At 49.1% G+C, this 21,011-nt stretch carries 21 protein-coding genes; 9 read left to right on the plus strand and 12 right to left on the minus strand.

What is annotated here, in order from left to right; all coding sequences use genetic code 11:
* Positions 1–38 precede the first annotated feature (38 nt).
* The 3 genes from AC3WRW_RS30460 to yunB all read left to right on the plus strand — a co-directional run bounded on the left by AC3WRW_RS30460 (position 39) and on the right by yunB (position 3,369).
* Positions 39–929, plus strand: coding sequence for a LysR substrate-binding domain-containing protein (locus AC3WRW_RS30460; RefSeq protein WP_492549966.1), 891 nt, complete (start codon positions 39–41; stop codon positions 927–929).
* A gap of 116 nt (positions 930–1,045) precedes the next feature.
* Positions 1,046–1,909, plus strand: a complete 864-nt coding sequence (locus AC3WRW_RS30465; RefSeq protein WP_492549967.1) for a hypothetical protein — start codon at positions 1,046–1,048, stop codon at positions 1,907–1,909.
* A gap of 668 nt (positions 1,910–2,577) precedes the next feature.
* On the plus strand, positions 2,578–3,369 hold the full coding sequence (gene yunB / locus AC3WRW_RS30470) for a sporulation protein YunB (protein WP_492549968.1): 792 nt from the start codon (positions 2,578–2,580) through the stop codon (positions 3,367–3,369).
* A gap of 9 nt (positions 3,370–3,378) precedes the next feature.
* Here the strand turns inward: yunB and AC3WRW_RS30475 are convergent, their stop codons facing one another.
* A complete protein-coding gene (locus tag AC3WRW_RS30475) occupies positions 3,379–4,428 on the minus strand; it encodes a M23 family metallopeptidase (RefSeq protein WP_492549969.1) in 1,050 nt (349 codons plus the stop codon).
* Between the two features lie 116 nt (positions 4,429–4,544).
* Between AC3WRW_RS30475 and larC2 the strand changes: the two genes are divergently transcribed.
* On the plus strand, positions 4,545–5,030 hold the full coding sequence (gene larC2, locus AC3WRW_RS30480) for a nickel pincer cofactor biosynthesis protein LarC2 (protein WP_492549970.1): 486 nt from the start codon (positions 4,545–4,547) through the stop codon (positions 5,028–5,030).
* Positions 5,031–5,057: 27 nt separating this feature from the next.
* Here larC2 and larC read toward each other — a convergent pair whose 3' ends face one another.
* Genes larC through larE form a run of 3 tightly spaced genes read right to left on the minus strand, consistent with a single transcriptional unit; the run spans position 5,058 to position 7,610 of the window.
* Positions 5,058–5,978 carry a nickel pincer cofactor biosynthesis protein LarC gene (gene larC, locus AC3WRW_RS30485; RefSeq protein WP_492549971.1) on the minus strand — a complete coding sequence of 307 codons (921 nt, stop codon included), beginning with the start codon at positions 5,976–5,978 and terminating at the stop codon, positions 5,058–5,060.
* Positions 5,979–5,988: 10 nt separating this feature from the next.
* The gene (larB, locus tag AC3WRW_RS30490; RefSeq protein WP_492549972.1) at positions 5,989–6,765 is read right to left on the minus strand and encodes a nickel pincer cofactor biosynthesis protein LarB; all 777 of its coding nucleotides are present in this window, start codon (positions 6,763–6,765) and stop codon (positions 5,989–5,991) included.
* Positions 6,762–7,610 carry an ATP-dependent sacrificial sulfur transferase LarE gene (larE, locus tag AC3WRW_RS30495; RefSeq protein WP_492549973.1) on the minus strand — a complete coding sequence of 283 codons (849 nt, stop codon included), beginning with the start codon at positions 7,608–7,610 and terminating at the stop codon, positions 6,762–6,764. Before larE ends, larB begins: the two co-directional genes overlap by 4 nt.
* 153 nt (positions 7,611–7,763) lie before the next feature.
* Between larE and lipA the strand changes: the two genes are divergently transcribed.
* On the plus strand, positions 7,764–8,642 hold the full coding sequence (lipA, locus tag AC3WRW_RS30500) for a lipoyl synthase (protein ID WP_492549984.1): 879 nt from the start codon (positions 7,764–7,766) through the stop codon (positions 8,640–8,642).
* Between the two features lie 39 nt (positions 8,643–8,681).
* Positions 8,682–9,002: a YutD family protein gene (locus AC3WRW_RS30505; RefSeq protein ID WP_492549974.1), complete on the plus strand. Its 321-nt coding sequence runs from the start codon at positions 8,682–8,684 to the stop codon at positions 9,000–9,002.
* Positions 9,003–9,055: 53 nt separating this feature from the next.
* On the opposite strand, the gene AC3WRW_RS30510 is transcribed toward AC3WRW_RS30505, so the two are convergent.
* From AC3WRW_RS30510 to ylbJ, 4 genes are all read right to left on the minus strand, one after another.
* Positions 9,056–9,868 (minus strand): NAD kinase, encoded by an 813-nt coding sequence (locus AC3WRW_RS30510; RefSeq protein WP_492549975.1) that lies wholly within the window; start codon positions 9,866–9,868, stop codon positions 9,056–9,058.
* 11 nt (positions 9,869–9,879) lie between these two features.
* Positions 9,880–10,551 (minus strand): flagellar brake protein, encoded by a 672-nt coding sequence (locus AC3WRW_RS30515; RefSeq protein ID WP_492549976.1) that lies wholly within the window; start codon positions 10,549–10,551, stop codon positions 9,880–9,882.
* A gap of 127 nt (positions 10,552–10,678) precedes the next feature.
* The gene (gene glgP, locus AC3WRW_RS30520) at positions 10,679–13,234 is read right to left on the minus strand and encodes an alpha-glucan family phosphorylase (RefSeq protein WP_492549977.1); all 2,556 of its coding nucleotides are present in this window, start codon (positions 13,232–13,234) and stop codon (positions 10,679–10,681) included.
* Between the two features lie 47 nt (positions 13,235–13,281).
* Entirely contained in the window at positions 13,282–14,520 is a 1,239-nt protein-coding gene (gene ylbJ / locus AC3WRW_RS30525) for a sporulation integral membrane protein YlbJ (protein WP_492549978.1), read from the minus strand.
* Positions 14,521–14,798: 278 nt separating this feature from the next.
* Here ylbJ and AC3WRW_RS30530 point away from each other — a divergent pair, with 278 nt between their 5' ends.
* Positions 14,799–15,191, plus strand: coding sequence for a globin domain-containing protein (locus AC3WRW_RS30530; protein WP_492549979.1), 393 nt, complete (start codon positions 14,799–14,801; stop codon positions 15,189–15,191).
* A gap of 44 nt (positions 15,192–15,235) precedes the next feature.
* The gene (locus tag AC3WRW_RS30535; RefSeq protein WP_492549980.1) at positions 15,236–15,937 is read left to right on the plus strand and encodes a DUF2225 domain-containing protein; all 702 of its coding nucleotides are present in this window, start codon (positions 15,236–15,238) and stop codon (positions 15,935–15,937) included.
* A 62-nt stretch (positions 15,938–15,999) separates the two neighbouring features.
* Here AC3WRW_RS30535 and AC3WRW_RS30540 read toward each other — a convergent pair whose 3' ends face one another.
* Genes AC3WRW_RS30540 through AC3WRW_RS30550 form a run of 3 tightly spaced genes read right to left on the minus strand, consistent with a single transcriptional unit; the run spans position 16,000 to position 17,551 of the window.
* Complete coding sequence (locus tag AC3WRW_RS30540; protein WP_492549981.1) at positions 16,000–17,106, minus strand: GGDEF domain-containing protein; 1,107 nt, start codon at positions 17,104–17,106, stop codon at positions 16,000–16,002.
* Positions 17,107–17,137: 31 nt separating this feature from the next.
* On the minus strand, positions 17,138–17,380 hold the full coding sequence (locus tag AC3WRW_RS30545) for a hypothetical protein (protein WP_492549985.1): 243 nt from the start codon (positions 17,378–17,380) through the stop codon (positions 17,138–17,140).
* A 6-nt stretch (positions 17,381–17,386) separates the two neighbouring features.
* Positions 17,387–17,551 (minus strand): YycC family protein, encoded by a 165-nt coding sequence (locus tag AC3WRW_RS30550; protein ID WP_492549982.1) that lies wholly within the window; start codon positions 17,549–17,551, stop codon positions 17,387–17,389.
* Between the two features lie 142 nt (positions 17,552–17,693).
* On the opposite strand from AC3WRW_RS30550, the gene AC3WRW_RS30555 reads away from it, so the two are divergent.
* Positions 17,694–19,511 (plus strand): M3 family oligoendopeptidase, encoded by a 1,818-nt coding sequence (locus tag AC3WRW_RS30555; protein WP_492549983.1) that lies wholly within the window; start codon positions 17,694–17,696, stop codon positions 19,509–19,511.
* Positions 19,512–19,606: 95 nt separating this feature from the next.
* Here the strand turns inward: AC3WRW_RS30555 and AC3WRW_RS30560 are convergent, their stop codons facing one another.
* The gene (locus tag AC3WRW_RS30560) at positions 19,607–20,857 is read right to left on the minus strand and encodes a methyl-accepting chemotaxis protein (RefSeq protein ID WP_492549986.1); all 1,251 of its coding nucleotides are present in this window, start codon (positions 20,855–20,857) and stop codon (positions 19,607–19,609) included.
* Positions 20,858–21,011: the final 154 nt, after the last annotated feature.

Here is a 21,011-nt window from a genome sequence, read left to right on the forward strand (position 1 = left end):
ATAATGGTGAGAGCATGAATGATAAGGAGAATCGTACAATGAATTGGAATCTAATTAAGCTTCAAATTATCGAATTGCTGGATAAGCATAAACGAATTACTACCGTTGCCGACCAATTAGGGCTGAAGCAGCCGACGGTTTCATTTCATATGAAAAGCATGGAGCAGGAACTAGGAGTCAGTCTATTTTATTCAAAAGCAGGGAAAGTCCATTTGACGGATGCAGGCCAATCCCTTAACCATTACGCCAAAAAAATTAATGCTCTGGCCCAAGAAGCCGAGAGAGTCGTGAAGGAATTCGATGAAAGAGGGAGCGGGCACTTGAAAATTGGAGCGAGCTATGTGCCAGGCACGTATGTGCTCCCGAGCATACTTAGCGCCTTTTCCAAACGGTATCCGCACATCTCCATCTCCCTCACGGTCAGGACCTCTCCTGTCCTTCAAGAAATGCTTTTGAATCACGAGATCGATATCGGCATTATGTCGGCAGAGCCATTTCAATGGGCGCCCCTCATTGGCGAAACATTATGTGAAGACGAATTGGTTTTCTTCTTTAACCCGCAGCATCGGTTGGCTAGACACGCCGTTCTTCATCCTGAACTATTGCAGGACGTTCCATTTATTTTGCACGGGCAAGAATCAAGTACGCGAACCATGACATTGAAATGGGCCAAAAGCTTAGGCATTGAACTTAAGCCGGTCATGGAGATGGACTCCTTGGAGGCCATTAAGCAGGCCGTCTTAACGGGCGACAGCGTCTCGGTTATTTCTAAGATGGCGATTGCCAAAGAGATGCAGCATGGCGAGCTGGTGTATCGTGAAATTCCGCAAAATCCTTTTAAACGCTACATCTTTTTCACGTATAACGAAGACCGGATTCGTTCCTCTTTCTTTGATAGCTTTTTCCAATATTTGCGTAACTCCGTCTAGAGCGAGTAAACGCTTTTACAAAAAACACATGCCCGGCTGACAATCCAATGACAAAACTTCTTTATGCTCTTTTCTGGAAGGGAAACCTTACCAAATAGGCTAAAGGAGATGAATTGATGTTCAAGAAAAAGGCTTTACAGATGGTCATGGCTATGGTTGTAGGAACAAGCACGCTGGTTGGATTTGGCGGGGCGCCGCAGGAGGTGTCGGCAGCAAGCAACATGGTACCGGATTATGAGGTCAAGCTTCTGCTTAATCCGAATGTCGTGCTGGGCGCGGACTTCAAGCTCACAAGCAGCGTGAAGACTGCGTTTGGCATGCCGGACACCGTAACGAAGATGAACGTTCAATTTATGGACACGAACGCCAAGGATATTTACAACAACGGATGGAGTCCGCGTATTCGCAAGACAGAGGGAGAGAATGATTTCGAGCTCAGTTATAAGAAGCGCTATGCTATCACCGGCGATGACATCAATGGCGCCCTTACGTTAGCCAATCAGGAGGGCTTTAATTCCGGGGATACCGGCTATGAGGCTCAAATCGAATGGGGATACCAGAAGAAAACATTAAGCATCACTAGAACCAAAAGCGGCAGCAAATCGGGTTATAGCGGGATGGATCTTCCTAATCAAGCCGATTCACGCAGTCTTCTAATCAATAACGCGCCAGATAAATTTAACAACTGGGTATCGAGCGGGTGGGGGACTAGCAAGCTGTCATCGTCGCGAATCTATGGCCCCGTTCTTGCCAAGCGCTCAATCGGTACGTGGAGCGGCCAGAAATTGTACATTGAAGTGTGGCCCATTCTGAATGCGGCAGGCACAGGAACCGAATACGTCGTGGAAGCATCCTTCAAAACGAGCAGCCAAGCGACAGCCTCAGCCAAGCATGATGAGCTTATTGCCTATTTACAGGCAAAAGGATGGTTTCTAGCGCAGGATTCATTAAAAACACAGCTAATTATGGATCGATACTAAGCATAACTCTCTAGAGGCTGTCCCAGAAGCGGCAAACACTGCTTACGGGACAGCTTTTCGATTAGCTGAGACAGAACTACAGAGTCTTATATGCCTGAAATGATCCGCCAAGAGCGCCAAGAGCACCAAGAGCACCAAGAGCACCAAGAGCACCAAGAGCACCAAGAGCACTAAGAGCACCAAAAGCACCAAGAGCACCAAGAGCAACCAGACTCACCAAACCGACCAGACCCACCAACCTCACCGACTCAGTTGCAGGTACGAGTGAGTAGAGTTTGCTTTTTGAGGAAGAGGGGGTGGTTTCAACGCTTGGGCAAATTGGGTAACTACAGGGCGTTATTTTGGCTGGATGACTGCTTTTATGGCTGAGACGGAACTACAGGGTCTTATATGCCCCCAATAGCCAGCAAGTTGCCGGAAATTGATAAAATAACGGACCATAGTTCCCCCTTACCCGCGGAAGTGCCGATTATTTAGGAAATAGAGGATCATAGTTCCCACACTGGGGGGAAGTTGGCTTTGCCGCTCAGATGAAAGCTACTATGAAGGATAAGCCTATGGATGCGAGTAGATTTCCTGAGGGAACGGCGTCGTGCCCAAAAGCTTCTTTTTCACTTCATGTCCGCATAAGGTAGTACTAATGACAAGCGGGGCTAGGGGGGAAGGAGATGCTGCAAAGGCGACGGTGGAAAAGCAGACCTACAGGGAAATCGAACCGGAAAAAGGTGCTGTTGATCAGTCTCCTCATCTTTGTCTTATTTTGTGTGCAGTTTTTTATTTTTGTTGAGCGTAATCTGAGGCCCCCGCTGATGAATTTAGCGAAAGTCCGCATTAAACAGATAGCGACACAGGCGATCAATAGCGCCATTGCGGATCATGTGGCAGGGAATACGAACGCAGAGCAGCTAATTGACTGGAAAATGGACAAAAACGGGAAAATCACAGGATTCATGCTCAATTATAATGAACATATGCGCATCACCTCGGAAACCATAAAAACGGTGCAGGGCGAGCTTGATCATTTGCAATCCATCTCCGAGCACGTACCGGTCGGGCAGGCCGTAAACAGCGCGATCCTCTCCTCATTTGGCCCTGATATTCCGGTCAGATTTCTACCGGTCGGCAATGTGAAAGTTGATTTAAATACGCGTTCGCAAAATGCAGGGATAAATATGGTAATATTTGAAGTCTATGTTCGCATTATTGCTGAAGTATCGGTCATTATTCCATTTGATTCGGATACGGAAATCGTAGAAACGGAAATTCCCATTTCATATTCCCTGGTCGTAGGGGATGTTCCCACGTATTACTATGATAACAAAGGCAATCCGGTTGGAGGGAATAAGAATGCAGGACCTCCCAGCCTGTCGCTTCCTCAGATTCCGAACGTCGGAACAACAACGCCCAAGGACGATGGGGTTCATTCGAAAGAAACAACACAAAAAGAGCCGGCTCCTTAAGAGCGCGGCTTATTTTTTTCGTTTATTCCGATCTTCGCGCTCCCACTTCCGCAGGGAGGGGTATGGGTCGAAGCTCCACTCGGCTAACCCATTGTCCCGGTACAGGCCAAAATGGAGGTGGGGCGGGAATTTCCCGGATGTCCCCGGCTTGCCGTAGCCCGAACTGCCGACCCAACCGATGGTTTGACCGGGTTTGACGATGTCGTTTTCTTTGATCCCTTTGTGAAACCCGGAGAGATGCGCGTAGTAGTGGTAAATGTTGTTCGTGTCACGAATCCCAATCCGCCAACCGCCGTATGGATTCCAGCCTTTCACTTCCACTATGCCGTAACAAGTGCTTCTGACAGGAACGCCATATCGGGCAAAAAGATCCGTGCCTTCATGCGAGCGGTGCCCTCCCCAGCCGCGGCTGTCGCCCCAAGTGCTGCGATAGGAGTAATCTGCGCTCACTGGCAGCGGGAAGGCATGCTCTCCAAGGTCCAGCGTATCCAGTGTGGCATAAATGGTAGCGAATTGTTTGATCCGCTCAACGCTGCGCGAATTTTGATAATAATTCCATAGGTTAATGAGTAAATTCGCTTCTTTAGTTCCGTTTTTGCTCATCAGGAAGGCCATCGAAGCCAGTATGTCCAAGTCGTTATTGCGTTCGGCGATCCCGTCCCCCGTGCCGTCCCGGCCGAAGCCGTGGAAGAAGGAAATGCTGTTTGGATTCGTGTCCTTCTGGTCCGGGTTCAGCAAGCCTGCCCAATCCGATTCAGGAAAGTAAATGCTGGTAATCCCTTTGTGAACAGGTCTTTTCTTTACGATATTCATTGTTCTTTCATATTGATCGACAGCTGCCAGATAAAACCAGGGAATATCAGAAAGTATACTCGTTTTTTCAAAAAGCTCCTTCCGCTCGGCATTCAGGTTAGGTTTAACCTTAGCGGCAGATGGGGCAAATGAATGATCAGAGATACCGCCTTGGGTTGCAGCTAGGTTTGCGTGCGAGTTTGATTCGGCTGCTGATAGGAGGAGGCAACAAATTAGAACACGCGACCAAAAAGGTTTGCTTTTCATCACTATCGTCCTTCCTGAATTGTTCGCTCTTAGGATGTGCGCATCGCAGGATGTTTATCCCCACATCTTTCGTTGTTCTCCGTTTTTTGCTATGATGCCTGTATGAGGTGAGCACCGTGAATTTTAATCACAGGGATGAGCATGTGGACGATGGCATGCTGTTAATTCAGGCGAATTTGGACGATATGAACCCGGAGTGGGTTTCTTATATTATGGATAAGCTGTTCGATGCCGGTGCAAACGATGTGTTTGTGGTCCCGATTATTATGAAAAAAGGGCGCCCGGGCATGATGCTGAATGTGCTGGTCCCAGAGGAACGGCTGTCCGTCATGGAGGACGTGATCTTTGGGGAGACAACGACACTGGGCGTTCGGTATTTGCATGCTTCCTGTCATAGACTGGCTCGAGAGTTCCAACAAGTACAAACCAAGTGGGGATGGCTAACGATAAAAGTTGGCTACCACCAAGGGAAACTCGTGCAATTCGCGCCGGAGTTTAAAGAATGTGAACAAGTGGCCAAAGAACATAGCGTGCCTTTGAAAATGGTTTACGAAGAAGCCAGACTGCAGTTCATGCAGCAGCAAAAAAGCGCCTCCTCCTAATGCTTTAAGGAAGAGGCGTTTTTGTTGTTATTGATGGTCATGAGAATGCGCGTGTGAGTGACCATGTGAATGAGAGTGATCATGATCATGATCATGGTGATGATGATCATCATGTGTATGATCATGGTGGTGATGGTGATCATCATGCGTATGACCGTGGCTATGGCTGTGATCGTGAGCCAGATGTTCATGGCCGACCTGCCATTTGCCAATGAAAGGATCTACTTTACCGACTACGACGCGGAGCACATTGGGTTGGTTAGGTAAATCCCGTGTGCCTGCACCATATCCGATCGTATCTACGATCATCGGAGGGAAGCTCTTGGAAAATTCGTCAACGATACCGGAAATAATGCCGGCGCCTGTTGGCGTGGTCATCTCCAGGCTGTAGTTGGTAGAGGCGATGGGTAAACCGCGCATCATTTCCAAAGTTGCCGGAGCGGGTACCGGATACGTCCCATGATCGATATGTATGGTTCCTGAGCCCAGCGGTACAGGAGAAGCAAAGATACGCTCGATTTGCAGAGAGTCGATCGCCAAAGCTACGCCCACGATGTCGACAATGGAGTCGATCGCCCCGACTTCGTGGAAATGCACTTTTTCAACGGGAATACCGTGAATTTTCGCTTCGGCGATGCCGATTTTTTCAAAGATGGCTAGGCTGAGGGATGTAACCCGCTCATTAAATCCTGCCTCTTGAATCACTTTGACAATTTCCGAATAATGGCGGTGATGCTTTGGCGGATGCTGCGGATCCAGGACCACATCGAGTTTCAGCGCGGAGATGCCACGCTTAATGACGCGTTTCCACTCCAGCATGTAGGGTTCCAGCTTGATTTTGGTAAGCTCATCTTCAATATAAGTCCGGTCTGCTCCTGCATCAACCAAAGCGCCGAGAGTCATATCTCCGCTGATTCCGGAGAAGCAGTCCAAATATAGAATACGCATGGTACGGATCTCACGCTCGTTTCGACATATTTTTGTTAATGAGCCCTGCGTAATAGCCTGCTCCAAAACCGTTGTCGATGTTCACGACGGAGATGCCGGGCGAACAACTGTTCAACATCGACAACAAGGGAGCCACGCCTGCAAGGTGCGCGCCATAACCGATGCTCGTCGGCACTGCGACGATCGGTTTGGACACGAGCCCGCCAACGACGCTGGCGAGCGCGCCTTCCATGCCGGCGACGACCACAATCGCGTTAGCACCGCGAATGAGCTCCAGCCGGCGGAAGAGCCGGTGAATGCCGGCTACGCCCACATCGAACACGCGTTCGACGTGGCTGCCCAGGCATTCTGCCGTAAGAGCGGCCTCCTCCGCCACGGGGAGGTCGGAGGTGCCTGCGCACACGACGGCGATGTAGCCGTCGTGGACTTTCAACATCGGTCGCTTGAACCAAGTGAGCGACCGGGCGGTTTCGTGGTAGGTGACACCTTCCACGGCAGCGACAACATGGGCGGCTTTGGCGGCGTCGACCCGCGTGGCGAGCACGCGGTCGGTGTGCTCCGTCAGCCGCCGGAAGATCGCCTCGATCTGCTCGGCGGTCTTGCCTTCCCCGAAAATGACTTCGGGGAAGCCGGTCCGCTTCTCGCGATCGATGTCCAGCTGGGCAAATCCAAGATCAAGGTTGCCGGGGCCACCCTCGCTGCCTTCCTTGATGATTTGCCTTTTGGCTTCTTCGACGTCCAGATCACCTGTCTGAACGAGCTTCAAAATCTTTTCCAAGTCCATCATAAGGATGCTTCTTTCACCTTTTCTTTGGTTTCCTTCGAAAGCACTTCGTTCATGCTGCCGGTTCGGTAGCCCTGCAAATCCAGCGTTACGTAAGTAAAGCCGAGCTTACTGAACTTTTCATAAATTGCGTCACGGTGCTCCACCACTTTATGTATCTCATCCGGCATAACTTCGATCCGGGCAATCTTCTCATGGTGACGCACGCGCACTTGATATAAACCAAGCTGGGACAGGAAATACTCCCCTTCGTCCAACTGGTCAATTTTCCATTTCTCAATTTGCGTTCCGTAAGGAATACGGGAGGACAGACAAGCAAAAGACGGTTTATTCCAAGTGCGCAAACCCAGCTCTTTGGAAAGTTGTCTGATTTCGTCCTTGGTCATCCCTGCTTCTTGCAAAGTACTGCGGACCCCTTGCTCATTCTTAGCTTGCAGCCCCGGTCTGTAATCGCCGAGATCATCCATATTCGAGCCGTCCAGAATGTAGGGGTAACCTAATTCTTTGGCTAATTGCTGCAAATGTGAATATAAACCTGTTTTGCAATGGTAGCAGCGGTCCGGATTATTGGCGACGAAATTCGCGTTCTCCAATTCTTTGACCTCTGTTTTATACAGTGGGACACCGATTTGTTCAGCAAGCTCAACGGCTGCGTCGAATTCCCGCGTTGGGAACGTTTCGGAGGCGGCTGTGACGGCTAGAACTTGATCGCCGAGCTCTTGCTGTGCACGCTTGAGGACGAATGTACTGTCTACGCCTCCGGAGAAGGCAATCAATACACGGCCCATGCCTCTTAAAATTTCACCAAGCTTGCGGTCCTTCTCGCGCGTTATTTCTTGTATGCTCATGTTTCTTCCCTCCCATACAGCCTATATGTAAAAAGCTGAGCTGTTTTGGTCCATCCAGATAAGTGTATCACAACTGACAGGCAAAGTGGATTGTTTTGTCGGGCATTCATGATATAATAGCAACATTGAGAAACCAAAAAAAAGGCGGGAAATATAATGCCTACAAAACCATTAGAGAGAAAACCAGACTGGTTAAAAATTAATCTGAAAACAGATGAAAATTTCAAAGAAATAAAATCAATGATGCGTTCCAAAACGCTGCATACGGTTTGCGAGGAAGCCAGGTGCCCGAATATTCATGAGTGCTGGGCGAATCGAACCGCTACTTTCATGATTCTGGGCGACATTTGTACGCGAGCCTGCCGTTTTTGCGCGGTTAAGACGGGGCTGCCGACGGAGCTGGATCTGCAAGAGCCGGAACGAGTGGCTGACGCCGCCATGCAGATGGGGCTGCGCCATTGTGTCGTAACTTCGGTTGCGCGCGATGATTTGCAGGATGGCGGCGCGATGATTTTCGCGGAAACCATTAAAGCGATTCGCCGTAAATTGCCTCTATGCACCGTAGAAGTGCTGATTCCCGATTTCTTGGGCCGTGAAGAATCTTTGGCTGTCGTCCTTGAGGCGAAGCCTGATATTTTGAACCATAACATGGAGACGGTTGAACGCATGTCCGACCGCGTCCGTTCCAAAGCGAAATATCACCGCTCATTGGAACTGCTTCAGCGCTCCAAGCGGATGGCACCGGGGATCCCGACCAAATCCAGCATTATGCTTGGTGTAGGCGAGGAGTGGGATGAGGTTCTGCAAACCATGGACGATTTGCGTGCGGTTGATTGCGACATTATGACAATCGGTCAATATTTGCAGCCGTCCACCAAACATCTGGCCGTATCCCAATACTATACGCCGGAACAGTTCTCCCTCCTCAAAGAAGAGGGAATGAAGCGCGGGTTCAAGCATGTAGAGTCAGGGCCTTTGGTGCGCAGCTCCTATCATGCTCATGAACAGGTTCAAGCCGCATCGAACGTGTAGACAACGAACGGATCATAGAAAGGAGAGCTTCCTAACATCATGATTCATATTGCTAATAAAACATATGAGCTCGTTACCGACCATAAAAATGGCTGGAACTTTGAAGTTTTCAAAGAACGCTTCAGCGAAGTATTAGAGCGTTATGATTATATTGTTGGCGATTGGGGTTACAGCCAGTTAAGGCTGAGAGGTTTCTTTAAGGAAATCCACCCTAAAGCGACGAAGGAAACTTCCATTGCCGCTCTTCAGGATTACTTGAATGAGTACTGCAACTTTGGCTGCGCCTATTTCATTATTGAGAAAGTGAATGGAAATAAGCAGCATCAGGCCGCATCGGAAGCTTCGGCAACCACGTCATAAACCGAAAAGACGCCATTCAACTCGAGAGAGAAGGAGGGCGTCTTTTTTTAACCTTATTTTACCTCTAAGCCAACGAAAGCTTCGCGTACCCTGTTCCAGAACGGGAAAGGACGGAATCTGGCAAACTTCACTTTGACATGGGAGGCAACACGGCAGCGGATCGAAACGACATCACTCCGCTGCATGTACTTATGATCAAGGGAAAGCAGCATATTTTGCTGGGCTTTCGGATAAATGTCGCAATGATGGTGCTTTGGCAAAATCATCGAGGAGCCAAGCGTTCTATAGACTCTGTTGTTGATAGAAGCGATCTCTGCGATTTGAATGGCTTCCAAGGATGGATGAACCATCGCTCCGCCTAAGCTTTTGTTATAAGCTGTGCTGCCGGCCGGCGAGGAAATGCAGATACCGTCCCCGCGGAACATTTCGAACATTTCATCGTTGATGTGCAGGCGCGCAACCAGCGATACTTCGATGCCCCGCAGCGTAAATTCGTTGAGCGCCAGATGCGTCTCCACGCCTTTGTCAGTCGTGATTTCGATTTCTACAACGGGATACTGAACAACATGAAGCTCCTCAGGAGTGCTCACACTGAACATGAGCGATGCGAGATGGTCTAATTCATTCGGTTTCCAATCTGCAAAAAAGCCCAGATGCCCCGTATGAATACCGACGAAGGCAATATGATCCAGTTGATGTACGTAATTATGAAAGGCTTGAAGCATCGTGCCATCCCCGCCAATGGAAAGGACAATGTCGGGATTCGCTTCATCCCGGGGCATGCCTTGCTTGGCTGCCAGCGCATGGAACCGCGCTGTTAACTCTTTGGAGATATCATCGCCTCGTTCAATGACGTTGTATTTCAATCGTTTTCCTCCTATTGAAGCGTGCAGTATTTGTCAATTTCTTGCAGGATGGACTCTGGCGTATGCCGAAATTTGGCAGCGACCCGGTATAAATCGTTGCTGAAATTTGTCACCCTGACAATTTCGCCATAGGCGGTAATCGGCCCGGGAAACCCTGACAGAATGAAGCTGAACTCCAGAATTAAGGGATAAAAAAGCCGGTTCGTCGTAACAAAAGAAAGACCACCCGCGCTAATATCAAGCAGCTGTCCGGAGAAAGCGACGCCCTTGCGTGCGGATAAGCCGCGAATGCCGACAATTTGAAGAGTGATAGGAGTTCGAAGGGAGAGCTTTGCCCGGTTGTGCTGTCGGTTCTGATGCTGTTGAAGATCTTCGGGAATAGAGAGCGTAAGGTAACAAATCGACTTTTTTAACTCGAGTTGTAGAAACTCAACATAGGTATAATATAAAATTCCGCGGTCTTTAAAAGAAAATTCAATAAATGAAACATGTTCAAGTTTGTCGAATGGAAACAGTCCCGAGACTTCTAAACAAACGGTGAACGAGTCCTCACCAATTTTATCAATGGAGAAATTATCTTCATAGCAGAACGGCTGCCCATCTTTACATTCACCGACAACAATCAAATGACAGTCCGAATTCGGTGCGATATATGCCAATTCTAGTGCCTTATTCCAATCCATAGCATCACCAAGTGGTTAGATTTGCATTCATGAACGCATGCACATACCGTAAGTCCTCTTTTCATAATAATTTATAAAAGAAAATAAGAAAAGCCCCTAACGGGGCTTTATCGGGGAAATCATACATTTATTGCCAGGATAACGTGCTGGTGACTAAAGAAAGCTCAAAGGAGTGAGCAAAGTTTGTCGAAACAGGCCGAACGCGAATGGAAAAATGCGGTCCATGGATGAGATGCCCGGGAATCGTTGCTTTATAGCTCTGTATGTGATCTACCAACACACCCGTAGGCTCCATGGCAATGATTCTTTGCTCCCATTTTTCGCCGTTGTCCTCATAGTAAATGATTTCCACGGCCGTATCTTGCGGCCAAATAGGGCCGAAGTGGACCTGCGCGGTAACTTCCTTCGTAGACGGTTTGATTTCGCTTAAAGGCACTTCGGTCGACAATTTGGCGGAGCGGTCATCGATGCCGATGATTTTGACTTGATACCAATTGTTTCGGATAAACTGCTTGTAATCGGCAACCTTCGTCGCTACCTCGTAGTGATTGGCGACAAACAGACGTGCCCGGTCTGCTGTCGGCAAATACGTTTCTTCCGTATAATCCTGAACCATCCGGTGTGTATTATACACAGGACTCAGCGATTGGATCGATCGCTTCATCCGGTTGATCCATTGATGAGGAAGACTTCCTTGATTGTAGTACAAGGGAATGATTTCTTTCTCCAGGATGTGGTAGATGGAATGCGTATTTTCTTTCTCCTGCACCGCCCAGTCGGCAGAACCTGTGGAACCGATCGCCCAACCGTTCGTCCCGTTGTAGCCTTCCTCCCACCAGCCGTCAAGCACGCTAAAATTAAGAACCCCGTTCATAGCCGCTTTTTGCCCGCTTGTGCCGCTGGCTTCCAGAGGTCTTCGAGGGTTGTTCAGCCAGACATCTACGCCTTGTACGAGGTAGCGGGCCATATTGATGTCGTAGTTTTCAAGCATGACGACTTTGCCCATGAATTCCTTCATTTGCGAAATCCGGTAAATTTCACGGATAAGCTCCTGACCGGGATAGTCGGCCGGGTGAGCTTTGCCGGCAAAAATAAACTGGACCGGCCGGTCGGGATCATTGATTAATTTCTTCAGCCGGTACAAATCGTTAAATATGAGATTTGCCCGCTTGTATGTGGCAAACCTTCTGGCAAATCCGATGGTCAGGGCTTTAGGATTCAAATACTGTCTGACTTCCGCAATGCGCTCCTCCGATTCTCCGTTACGCTTGCGCTGCTCCATCACATTGTGGCGGGCGAAGCGAATCAGGTTATCTTTCAAGAGCTGATGCACTTTCCAGATGGACTCGTCGGGAATGACTTCTACTTGCTGCCATTGATGCCTGTTGCTTTGCTCCTCCCGCCATGTGCCCGGCAGGAAGCGATCCAGCAGCTCTTTCCAACCCGGAGCTAGCCACGTATCCAAGTGAACCCCGTTCGTAATAGAGCCGATAGGAACTTCATTGGCATCAATGTGACCATGAAATTCTTTGAACATATCACGCGAAACTTGCCCGTGCAGCTTACTGACGCCATTGCGCAGTCCGGCTGTATTCAGGGCCAAATGAGTCATATTAAACTGGCCTGTGTGATGGTCAAGCCCGAGCGTGATAATGGCTTGTTTATGGCGCGGCAGCTCATGAAACAGCGGCCCGAGATAGTGCTCCACCATCCCGATCGAGAACGTATCATGCCCGGCAGGCACCGGCGTATGGGTGGTGAATACGGTAGCGGAGCGGACGGTTTCCACCGCCACGTGGAAAGGAAGACCCAGATGCAGCAGCTCCCTTAACCGCTCCAGGGTGAGGAAAGCCGCGTGGCCTTCGTTGATGTGATACACATTCGGATAGATGCCCAGTGCGCGAAGCGCCTTAACGCCGCCAATGCCAAGCACAATTTCCTGGGCGATCCGGGTATCTTGATTCCCGCCGTACAGCTGTGCGGTCAGCTCTTTATCTGCCGGACTGTTGGCCTCATGATCGGTGTCTAATAAATAGATCCGGTTGCGGCCTACTTGCACCTGCCAAATCTGCAAGGTGATGGCGCGGCCGGGCATATCGATCAAGATCGTGCGGTGAACGCCTTCATGAAGAACCGGTGCGATCGGCAGCTTGGCGAAGTCGTACTCAAATAATTCGCTTTGCTGTCCGCCGGATGCATCGATTTTTTGCGTAAAATACCCTTTTTTATAAAGCAGGCCGACACCGGCTAACGGAATGCCCAAATCGCTTGCCGATTTCGCATGATCGCCTGCCAAAATACCGAGGCCTCCCGAATAGATCGGCAAAGATTCATGAAAGCCGAATTCGGCGGAGAAGTAGGCAACCTGCACATAGCCGCGATCTCCGTGTTGTCTTTGGAACCACGTGGGACCGTTCAAATAGGCGTCGAAATTGCTCATCACTTGTCGATATTGAGCTAGAAACTCCGAATGATTGCTTAATTCATCGAGCCTGGCATCGTCCAAATCGTAAAGGAGGCGAACGGGATTATGGCCGGCTTGAGCCCATTTGGCAGAATCCATTTGTGCAAAAAGCTGCAAGGCATCATGGTTCCAACTGAACCATAAGTTGATGGCCAGCTCAGACAAGCGCTCAATCGCAGGCGGCAACGGTCTTGCTACTTTGAGGATGGCGTTTTGCATATCTGGATGTTCACTCCCTTTATGATCAGAATTTGTAATTACCCATATTATCTTGTTCCTCCAGCCTTTTCATACACGAGTCTAAGTAAGGAATATGCAGCAAAGAGCCCCGCAATGACTGTAAAAGCAGCCAGGATGGCCGTTCCGCTCACAGGCAGCAGCAGTCTGAGATAGCTGAGAACGGGAGAAGAGGGATCGTATTGCGGCAGGAACACAGCTTGTGAGCCCCGGAAAACCTGCATAGGCTCCCAAATAAGGAGCACAATCGCGGCGGAGAGCAGGGCGTGGATCATGCGCGCAACGAGAAAAGGCATGTAGCGCAAGTTGGTATGGCTCAACAGGCTGACAATTTGCGCGTGAACCGACATGCCGCCCCAGGACAAGATAAAAGCCCCTATCGCGACTTTGCTGGACAGCGCCAGCGCCTCCGGAGCGTTCCCCGCAGCCTTCGCGCCAATCGTCACCTCGAACAGGCCGTTCATGACAGCTTGAGAGAGTTCAAGGGGCAGTCCCGTAAACCGCAAGATGGAATCGATAAGCAGGTATATGGCGTTCATGACGCTAGCTTCGGTTAAGACCGTCAATACGACGGAGAAGAAGACAACAAGTCCACCTACGACGAAAATTAAATTGAACGAGTGAAGGATAGATTGACTGAGAAGCTCGCCGATCGATCTTCCATCGGATAAGCGCGCAGTGTGCATGGCATCGAATGCGCGCTTCCACATGCTGCCTTTGCCGACGCTCTTTGGCTCGGTAGACGGGCTTTTCCTGCCGTGAAATCGCATCATAAGCCCAATCAGGAGGGAGCCTCCATAATGGGCTACAGCCAGAATGATGGCCAATGAGGCATCATGGAAGAAGCCTATGGAAACAGCTCCGATCAAGAAGATCGGGTCAGAGCTTGTTGTAAATGCGACGAGCCGTTCCCCCTCTTCGCGGTTCACGAGTTTTTGCGTCCACAGCTGGGAGGTCAATTTGGCGGCGACAGGGTAGCCCGCTGCGAAGCCCATAGCGACGACGAAACCGCCGATACCAGGGATACGGAACACGGGGCGCATGATCGGATCGAGAAGTGTGCCGAAGAAATGAACGATCCCAAAGCCAAGCAGAATTTCAGAGATTACGAAGAAGGGAAAGAGTGCGGGGAAGAGCACATCCCACCAGATGGAAACACCGCGTAAGGCTGCCTGAAGGCCGGCATGAGGAAACGCAAATAAGCATAGAATAATGGCGATAACGACAAAAGCCATGAGTAAGGCCGCGGTAAAGTTTCGTTTCTCCATGGAACTTTTACACCTCCTCCTCAACTATATGAGAGGGATGGGACATACATGCCGGCCCAAAAAACTTAGACTTTGGTACTGTTATGGGAGTCGTTTTATGGTAAAATAGGACTAGTACTAGTCTTATATCCTAGGCAACGGGAGTGATTCAAATGACAGGTGTCATTGCCGGATTGGCTGTTTGCATGTTTGTGTTTGTCATTCGCGAAACGCTCATGCCTGCAGGTGATGAGGATGTAGAATATTATTAAGTCATTACGAGCAGAGAGGATTTCACCATGTCAGAGCAAGATCGCAGTACGCTTTATGAATTGATGGGGGGAGCAGAGACGGTTCGCCGAATTGTGGAGGCTTTCTATCCGAAAGTACAGAATCATCCCTTGTTGGCACCGTTGTTCCCCTCCGACATCGAACCTGTTATGGATAAACAATATATGTTTTTAAGCCAATTTTTCGGAGGTCCGACCTTGTATTCGGATGTCCATGGGCACCCTATGATGAGAGCCAGGCATATGGCTTTTCCTATTACTGTGGAACGTGCGGACGCATGGTTAAGCTGTATGGCTGAAGCTATGCAGGAAGTAGGCTTGCCGGATGAGCTCCGGGAATTTTTGCTGCAACGGCTGAAAGGCTCCGCTTATCACTTTGTGAACACACCTGAAGATGAATAGTTCTTCTTTCCCACACTTTTTCAGAAATGAGGCGGGGTTTCAAGATGGTTGAACCTTTGTATGAGATTTCAGTGAAATGTACTTATTGCGACAATTCCTTCAAATCGATGAAGGTTCGCCCCAGTTTCAAAAAAGCGAGTAAAACAGACGCGGATTTCTGCGTTCATTATAAGGATATCAACCCCGACTATTATGTGGTGAGAATCTGTCCTTACTGCGGCTATGCGCATACCGAAAACTTTTCAGATAAATGGAAACCGGCTCAACGGGAAACCTTCTACGAGAGAGTCGCCAAGAACTGGTCGGTGCGCAGTTACAGCGGAGAAAGAACGTGGGAAGAAACGATTCAGAGCTATAAGCTGGCCTTGCTCAGCGCGCAGATCAAAGAGGAGAAATCCCGCATTATTGCTGGACTTCTGCATCATCTGGCATGGCTGTACAGAGCCAAAGGGGATTGGGAGCAAGAGAAGCGATTCCTGGCCTTTGCACTGGATGCCTATGTTCACGTATATGAGAATGAAGGTATGGAGCTCAATAATGCCAGGCTGATGTATTTAATGGGCGAACTTAACCGCAGATTGGGCCATTTCAATGAGGCGGTCAAATGGTTTTCGCGCATCATCAATGACCGTAAGATTATGGATGCCGCGATGATTCGGGCGAGCCGCGAGCAGTGGGTCGTCACCCGCGAGGATATGCTGGCGATTCGTATGGAGCTGCCGGAGGAAATGAAACAAGCTACTTAAGACTGCAGATAAATCAAATGAACGCTTGTCTATGTGAGGTGGAATTGTCATCCCTTGCATAGTTAAGCGTTCATTTTTTGATTCAGGGCTTGGATTTCCGTGTAGTGGGTGTAGCGATTTTTTCCTTGATGTTTGGATTCATAAAGGGCTTGGTCCGCTTCGTAGATCAATTGAGTCAAATCGGACTGCGTGGATTCCGCGGTAGAAATGCCGATTGAGATGGTGATGGGGGCTGCGATCGACTGATTCTTATGTTGAAAAGCATCAGCAGCCAGAAAGCATAATCGCTGTGCGTATAAGCCCAGCCGGACCGGGTCCGACTCTGTGCAGAGAAGAATAAACTCTTCCCCGCCATATCTTGCGAGGTAATCCTCTTCATGGATATGATGGCGAAGGACATGGCTGATTTCTCTCAGCAATTGATCGCCCTCCAGATGTCCGAAGAGATCGTTATATTGTTTGAAGTTATCGAGATCAATCATCATGATGGACATTTTCCGTTTGAGCAGCGAATTGCTCGCAATCGGCATAAAGCTGCGCAGGTTCGGCAGCTTGGTTAAATTGTCTTGATTGGCTTGCAGTTCCATCTGGCGCTGCATTCGCCAGCTTTTATTCTCGTCGTTCACCATCATGATAACCGTGATGAAAGTGGCGGACATGATGGCCAGCATAAAAAGCTGATCCCCCATATACAGCCAGGACAATCCGTTTATGAAAAGTCCGTGTATCAGCAATCGCATGAGAAAGACATAAGTGCATATTTGGAGCCCGTGACGAATAGGAATGTCCAAGAAGCCGCTCTTGTATTCTTTATTGTGAAACAAGGAGCTTATGAGCGCAGGGGCTAACAGATCTTGGGCGATGTTGAACCACACATGGCTTTCATGCGAAATGAAGCCGAAACCCATCGGTAAGACCGTTGACAGCAGGGCAATCGGCAGTCCGTAACGAAGGCCGGCCATGAAGATGGGCAAGGAGCGTAAATCAATCAAACCGAGCGGCTCAGGCAGAGGTTCCAGCATCATGATGATACAAGCGAGGCCGGTTAATAAAGGGGCAAGAAGCTGCTCGAAGGAATCGGACAGCATCTTGCTGCGAACTTTCATCGCCGCGTAATTCAGCGTAATTAACGTGCATGCACTTGTCAAAGGAACGAGATACTCATTCATAGGAACTCTTTCTACTCCTTGCGCTTGAAAGCTACGATTGTTTCGTTCGTATAGCGGTGTCCGCCAATAAATAATCGCGGTCTGTGTCGACGAGCGTCAGCTTGTTATGACAGCAGGGGAATACAAGCAGCTTTTTTTTGCCTTCGTGAATGGATTTCAGTTCGTGGACTTTCAGCGGCAGCAGCACATTGGGGCTATGGCAAAACGGACATTCGGCCACATAAACGTCCTTCATCACAATGTCATAAGGCCATGTGTTTGCAAAAGGAAACAGCACAGCTTACTTCGATTCCGGTTCGCTTTGTTCCGAAGAGGAAGATTTCGCGAGCTCTGCTAATTTTTGAAGTAAAATATGTTGTGGCATATGCATGAGATGTTCCAATGGCACTTTAAGCTGTTCAGCCAGCTTGACGGCTGTTTCGGGAGATATTTGTAACGGTTTCATTCTTGATCACACCATCCTGTTCCGATTTTTTTGCAGGAACTATATTTCATTGAATCATACTTTTTACCTAGAAGCAATGAGTAAGATTACGATGATTGCTCCTGATACGCCGTTATGATTTAATAAAAGATGGAAAGGAAAGGTGATAGCTTTGCTTCATTTACCTCTTAATCAAACATGGAATTTAGAAACCTTTTTCCCTGGCGGAAGCGAGTCTTCTGCATTCGCAGCACATCTGAAAGAGCTTCAAGCTTCGATTGCGGCTTTTCAAGAGCAAGTGCGGAGCACGCCATCGCCACAGCAAGCAGCAGATACAGACGGCCTTGCCAAGCTGGTCGAATTGCTCCAGCATAATTTGAAACATATTCATGAGGCGGATTCTTTTGTAGGCTGTCTGCTCGCCGATAACCAGAAGGATAAGAAAGCGCCGGTATTAAACGGACAAGTCAAAAGCTTGTACGCCGAACATTTGTCATCGCTCACGCATTTCGATCAAGTGCTGACCGGCATTCCGGACGAAGTATGGTCGGAGATGCTGCAGAAGGAGCCGTTCCAAGCTATTGCATTTCCGCTGCACGAACGCCGTGCCTTGGCACAAGAAAAACTGCCGCCTGAACAAGAAGCATTAATTAATGATTTGGCCGTAGACGGCTATCATGGGTGGGGCGACTTGTATAATTCGACCGTTGGTCAATTCCGTATGCCGGTGGATGTTGACGGAGAGACCGTAGAGCTTTCGGCAGGTCAAGCTTTTAACAAGCTGCACACCGAGAACCGTGAAGAACGGCTGGAGCTTTTCGATAGATGGGAAAAGGCCTGGACGGACAAAGAGGATTACTGCGCAGAGGCGCTGAACCATTTGGCCGGGTTCCGTCTCCAAGTGTATAAATACAGAGGCTGGAACAGCATACATAAAGAGCCGCTGGCGATCAATCGGATGGAAGAGAAAACGCTGAATGTGATGTGGGATGTCATTGACCGCAATAAAGCGATTTTCGTGGACTACTTGAACCGTAAAGCGAAGCTGCTTGGCGTCGAGAAATTGGCGTGGGCAGATGTCGATGCTCCGCTTGGCGACTCTTCGAAGAAAATTTCTTACGATGAAGGCGCAAGCCTCATCACCCAGCAATTCGAGCGCTTCAGCCCGAAGCTGGCGGCCTTTTCGGAGATGGCCTTCGAGAACCGCTGGATTGAAGCGGAAGATCGCGCTGGGAAGCGTCCTGGCGGCTTCTGCACGTCATTCCCGATCGCTGGGGAGACCCGCATCTTCATGACGTACGGCGGCACGCTGAACAACGTCTCAACGCTTGCGCACGAGCTCGGCCACGGCTATCATCAGCACGTGATGAAGGATATGCCGGCACTCGCTCAGGAGTATGCGATGAACGTCGCGGAAACGGCGTCTACGTTCGCAGAAATGATCGTTTCGGACGCGGTTGTGAAGAGCGCTTCTACCGACGAAGAACGCATGATTTTGCTCGAAGACAAAATCCAGCGGGCTATCGCCTTCTTCATGAATATTCATGCGAGATTCATTTTTGAAACGAACTTCTACGCAGAACGACGTCAAGGTCTCGTTAGCGTGGAGCGCCTGAATGAGCTTATGGTGGACGCTCAGAAGCTTGCTTACAAAGATGCGTTAAGCAGCTATCATCCGCATTTCTGGGCAGCCAAATTGCACTTCTATGCAACCGATGTGCCGTTCTATAACTTCCCGTACACATTCGGCTATATGTTTAGTGCCGGTATTTATGCGAGAGCCGCGCAAGAAGGCCCAGCCTTCGAAGATAAGTATGTCGCTCTGCTTAGAGACACAGGCAGCATGAACGTGGAAGAGCTTGCGCAGAAGCATCTCGGCGTCGATTTGACGGAGCCGGATTTCTGGCAAAGCGCTGTCGATATGGCGGTTCAAGATGTGAAGGAATTCATGAAACTGACGGAAGATAAGGTTCAGGTGTAAGAGAAAAGGGATGTCCTCTACGTAGAATAATCTACATGAGGGCATCCCTTTTGTGACATAGGCGGGTCTCAAGTTGAGCTTGCCTGCACCATTCTTTATAGCTTGAACACTTGGATCGTCTGCTGCAGCTGTGTCACGACGCGCGTCATTTCCTCAGCTTGGGAAACGATGCCTTGTACGGTAGCTATCTGTTCGTTCATGGATGCCGAAACTTCCTGCGTACCGGCAGCGGATTCCTCGGTGATCGCCGAGATATTTTCCATGGCAGCCGCGATTTGTTCGGAGCTTACCAGCATCTGTTCGCTTTCTTCCGCAAAACGCGTAATTTCTTCCGAAATAAAGCCAACGCTGTCGACAATTTGGGAAAATACGATTTCCGTTTGATCGATCAGCACGGTTTGCTTCTTAACGACATCCTCGTTGACTTGAATGCTGCGAATAGCTTCCTGGATGCCTTGCTCGATGGTTTTCACAAAGCCGAAAACTTCACGGGTAAGGGAAGTGGATTCCTCAGCAAGCTTGCGTACCTCCTGTGCGACGACAGCAAATCCCCGGCCGTGTTCGCCTGCTCTGGCCGCTTCGATGGAGGCGTTAAGAGAGAGCAGATTCGTTTGCTCGGCAATCTCCGAAATGGCGCGGGTTACATTGGTGATGCCGGCCGCTTGACGAGCGAGCATATCGATCGTTTCGGAAACTTGCTGCGTCACTTCCACGTTGCGCTTCATCCCGATCCCTTGGCTTTCAACGGAGGTGCGGCCCTTCTCCACAAGAGTCATCATCTGATCCGAGCGATGTTTCATCTCTTTGGCAGATCCTGCATAGTTGACAATCTTTCCTTCAATGTCTTTGGAGGTTACCGAAACACCGGATACTTCTTCTGAGATTTGTCCGGCGCCTGCAGCCAGCTCATGGGCCGAAATGCTTACTTGTTCCAGGACCGTGCGGAAGTTTTCATTTTTGGAATAAATGTCACGGCTTGTTTGAAAAACTTGTTTGGAAATAGATCCCGTATCCCGAAGAATATCACGGAGCTTATCAATCATTTTGTTAAAGGATTGGCCAAGCTGCCCAAGGGTATCGTCGGAGGTAACCGTCACTTTTTGAGAAAAATCGCCTTTGGAAATATTAAGCGCGATCCGGGATAAATCGGCCACTGGCTCCGTTAGCTGGTTCTCAAACCATTTAATGAAAGGGTAGCTTAAAGCGAGAAGGACAATCAGGAAAATAATTCCTAGTAAGCGGTTCCACTCTGTAGAAAGTGTAAGAACAAGAATAAATACACAGTTCAATCCAATCAGTGCATAGCAGCCTAGCTGTAACTTTTTTCTAAAAGATAAGGTTGACATTTTATCCAATCTGACCGACTCCTCGCGAAATTTGTTGTGTAAGCAGGAATAATGGACTATTTTTGAAAATTATACCATTGAATCTGGAAACATTCTACACAAATTCGACAAATCTCGTTCGTATTCTAATACAAATCGGGATAAATATTAAGGA

It is taken from the genome of Paenibacillus sp. FW126-R14 (assembly GCF_058789495.1).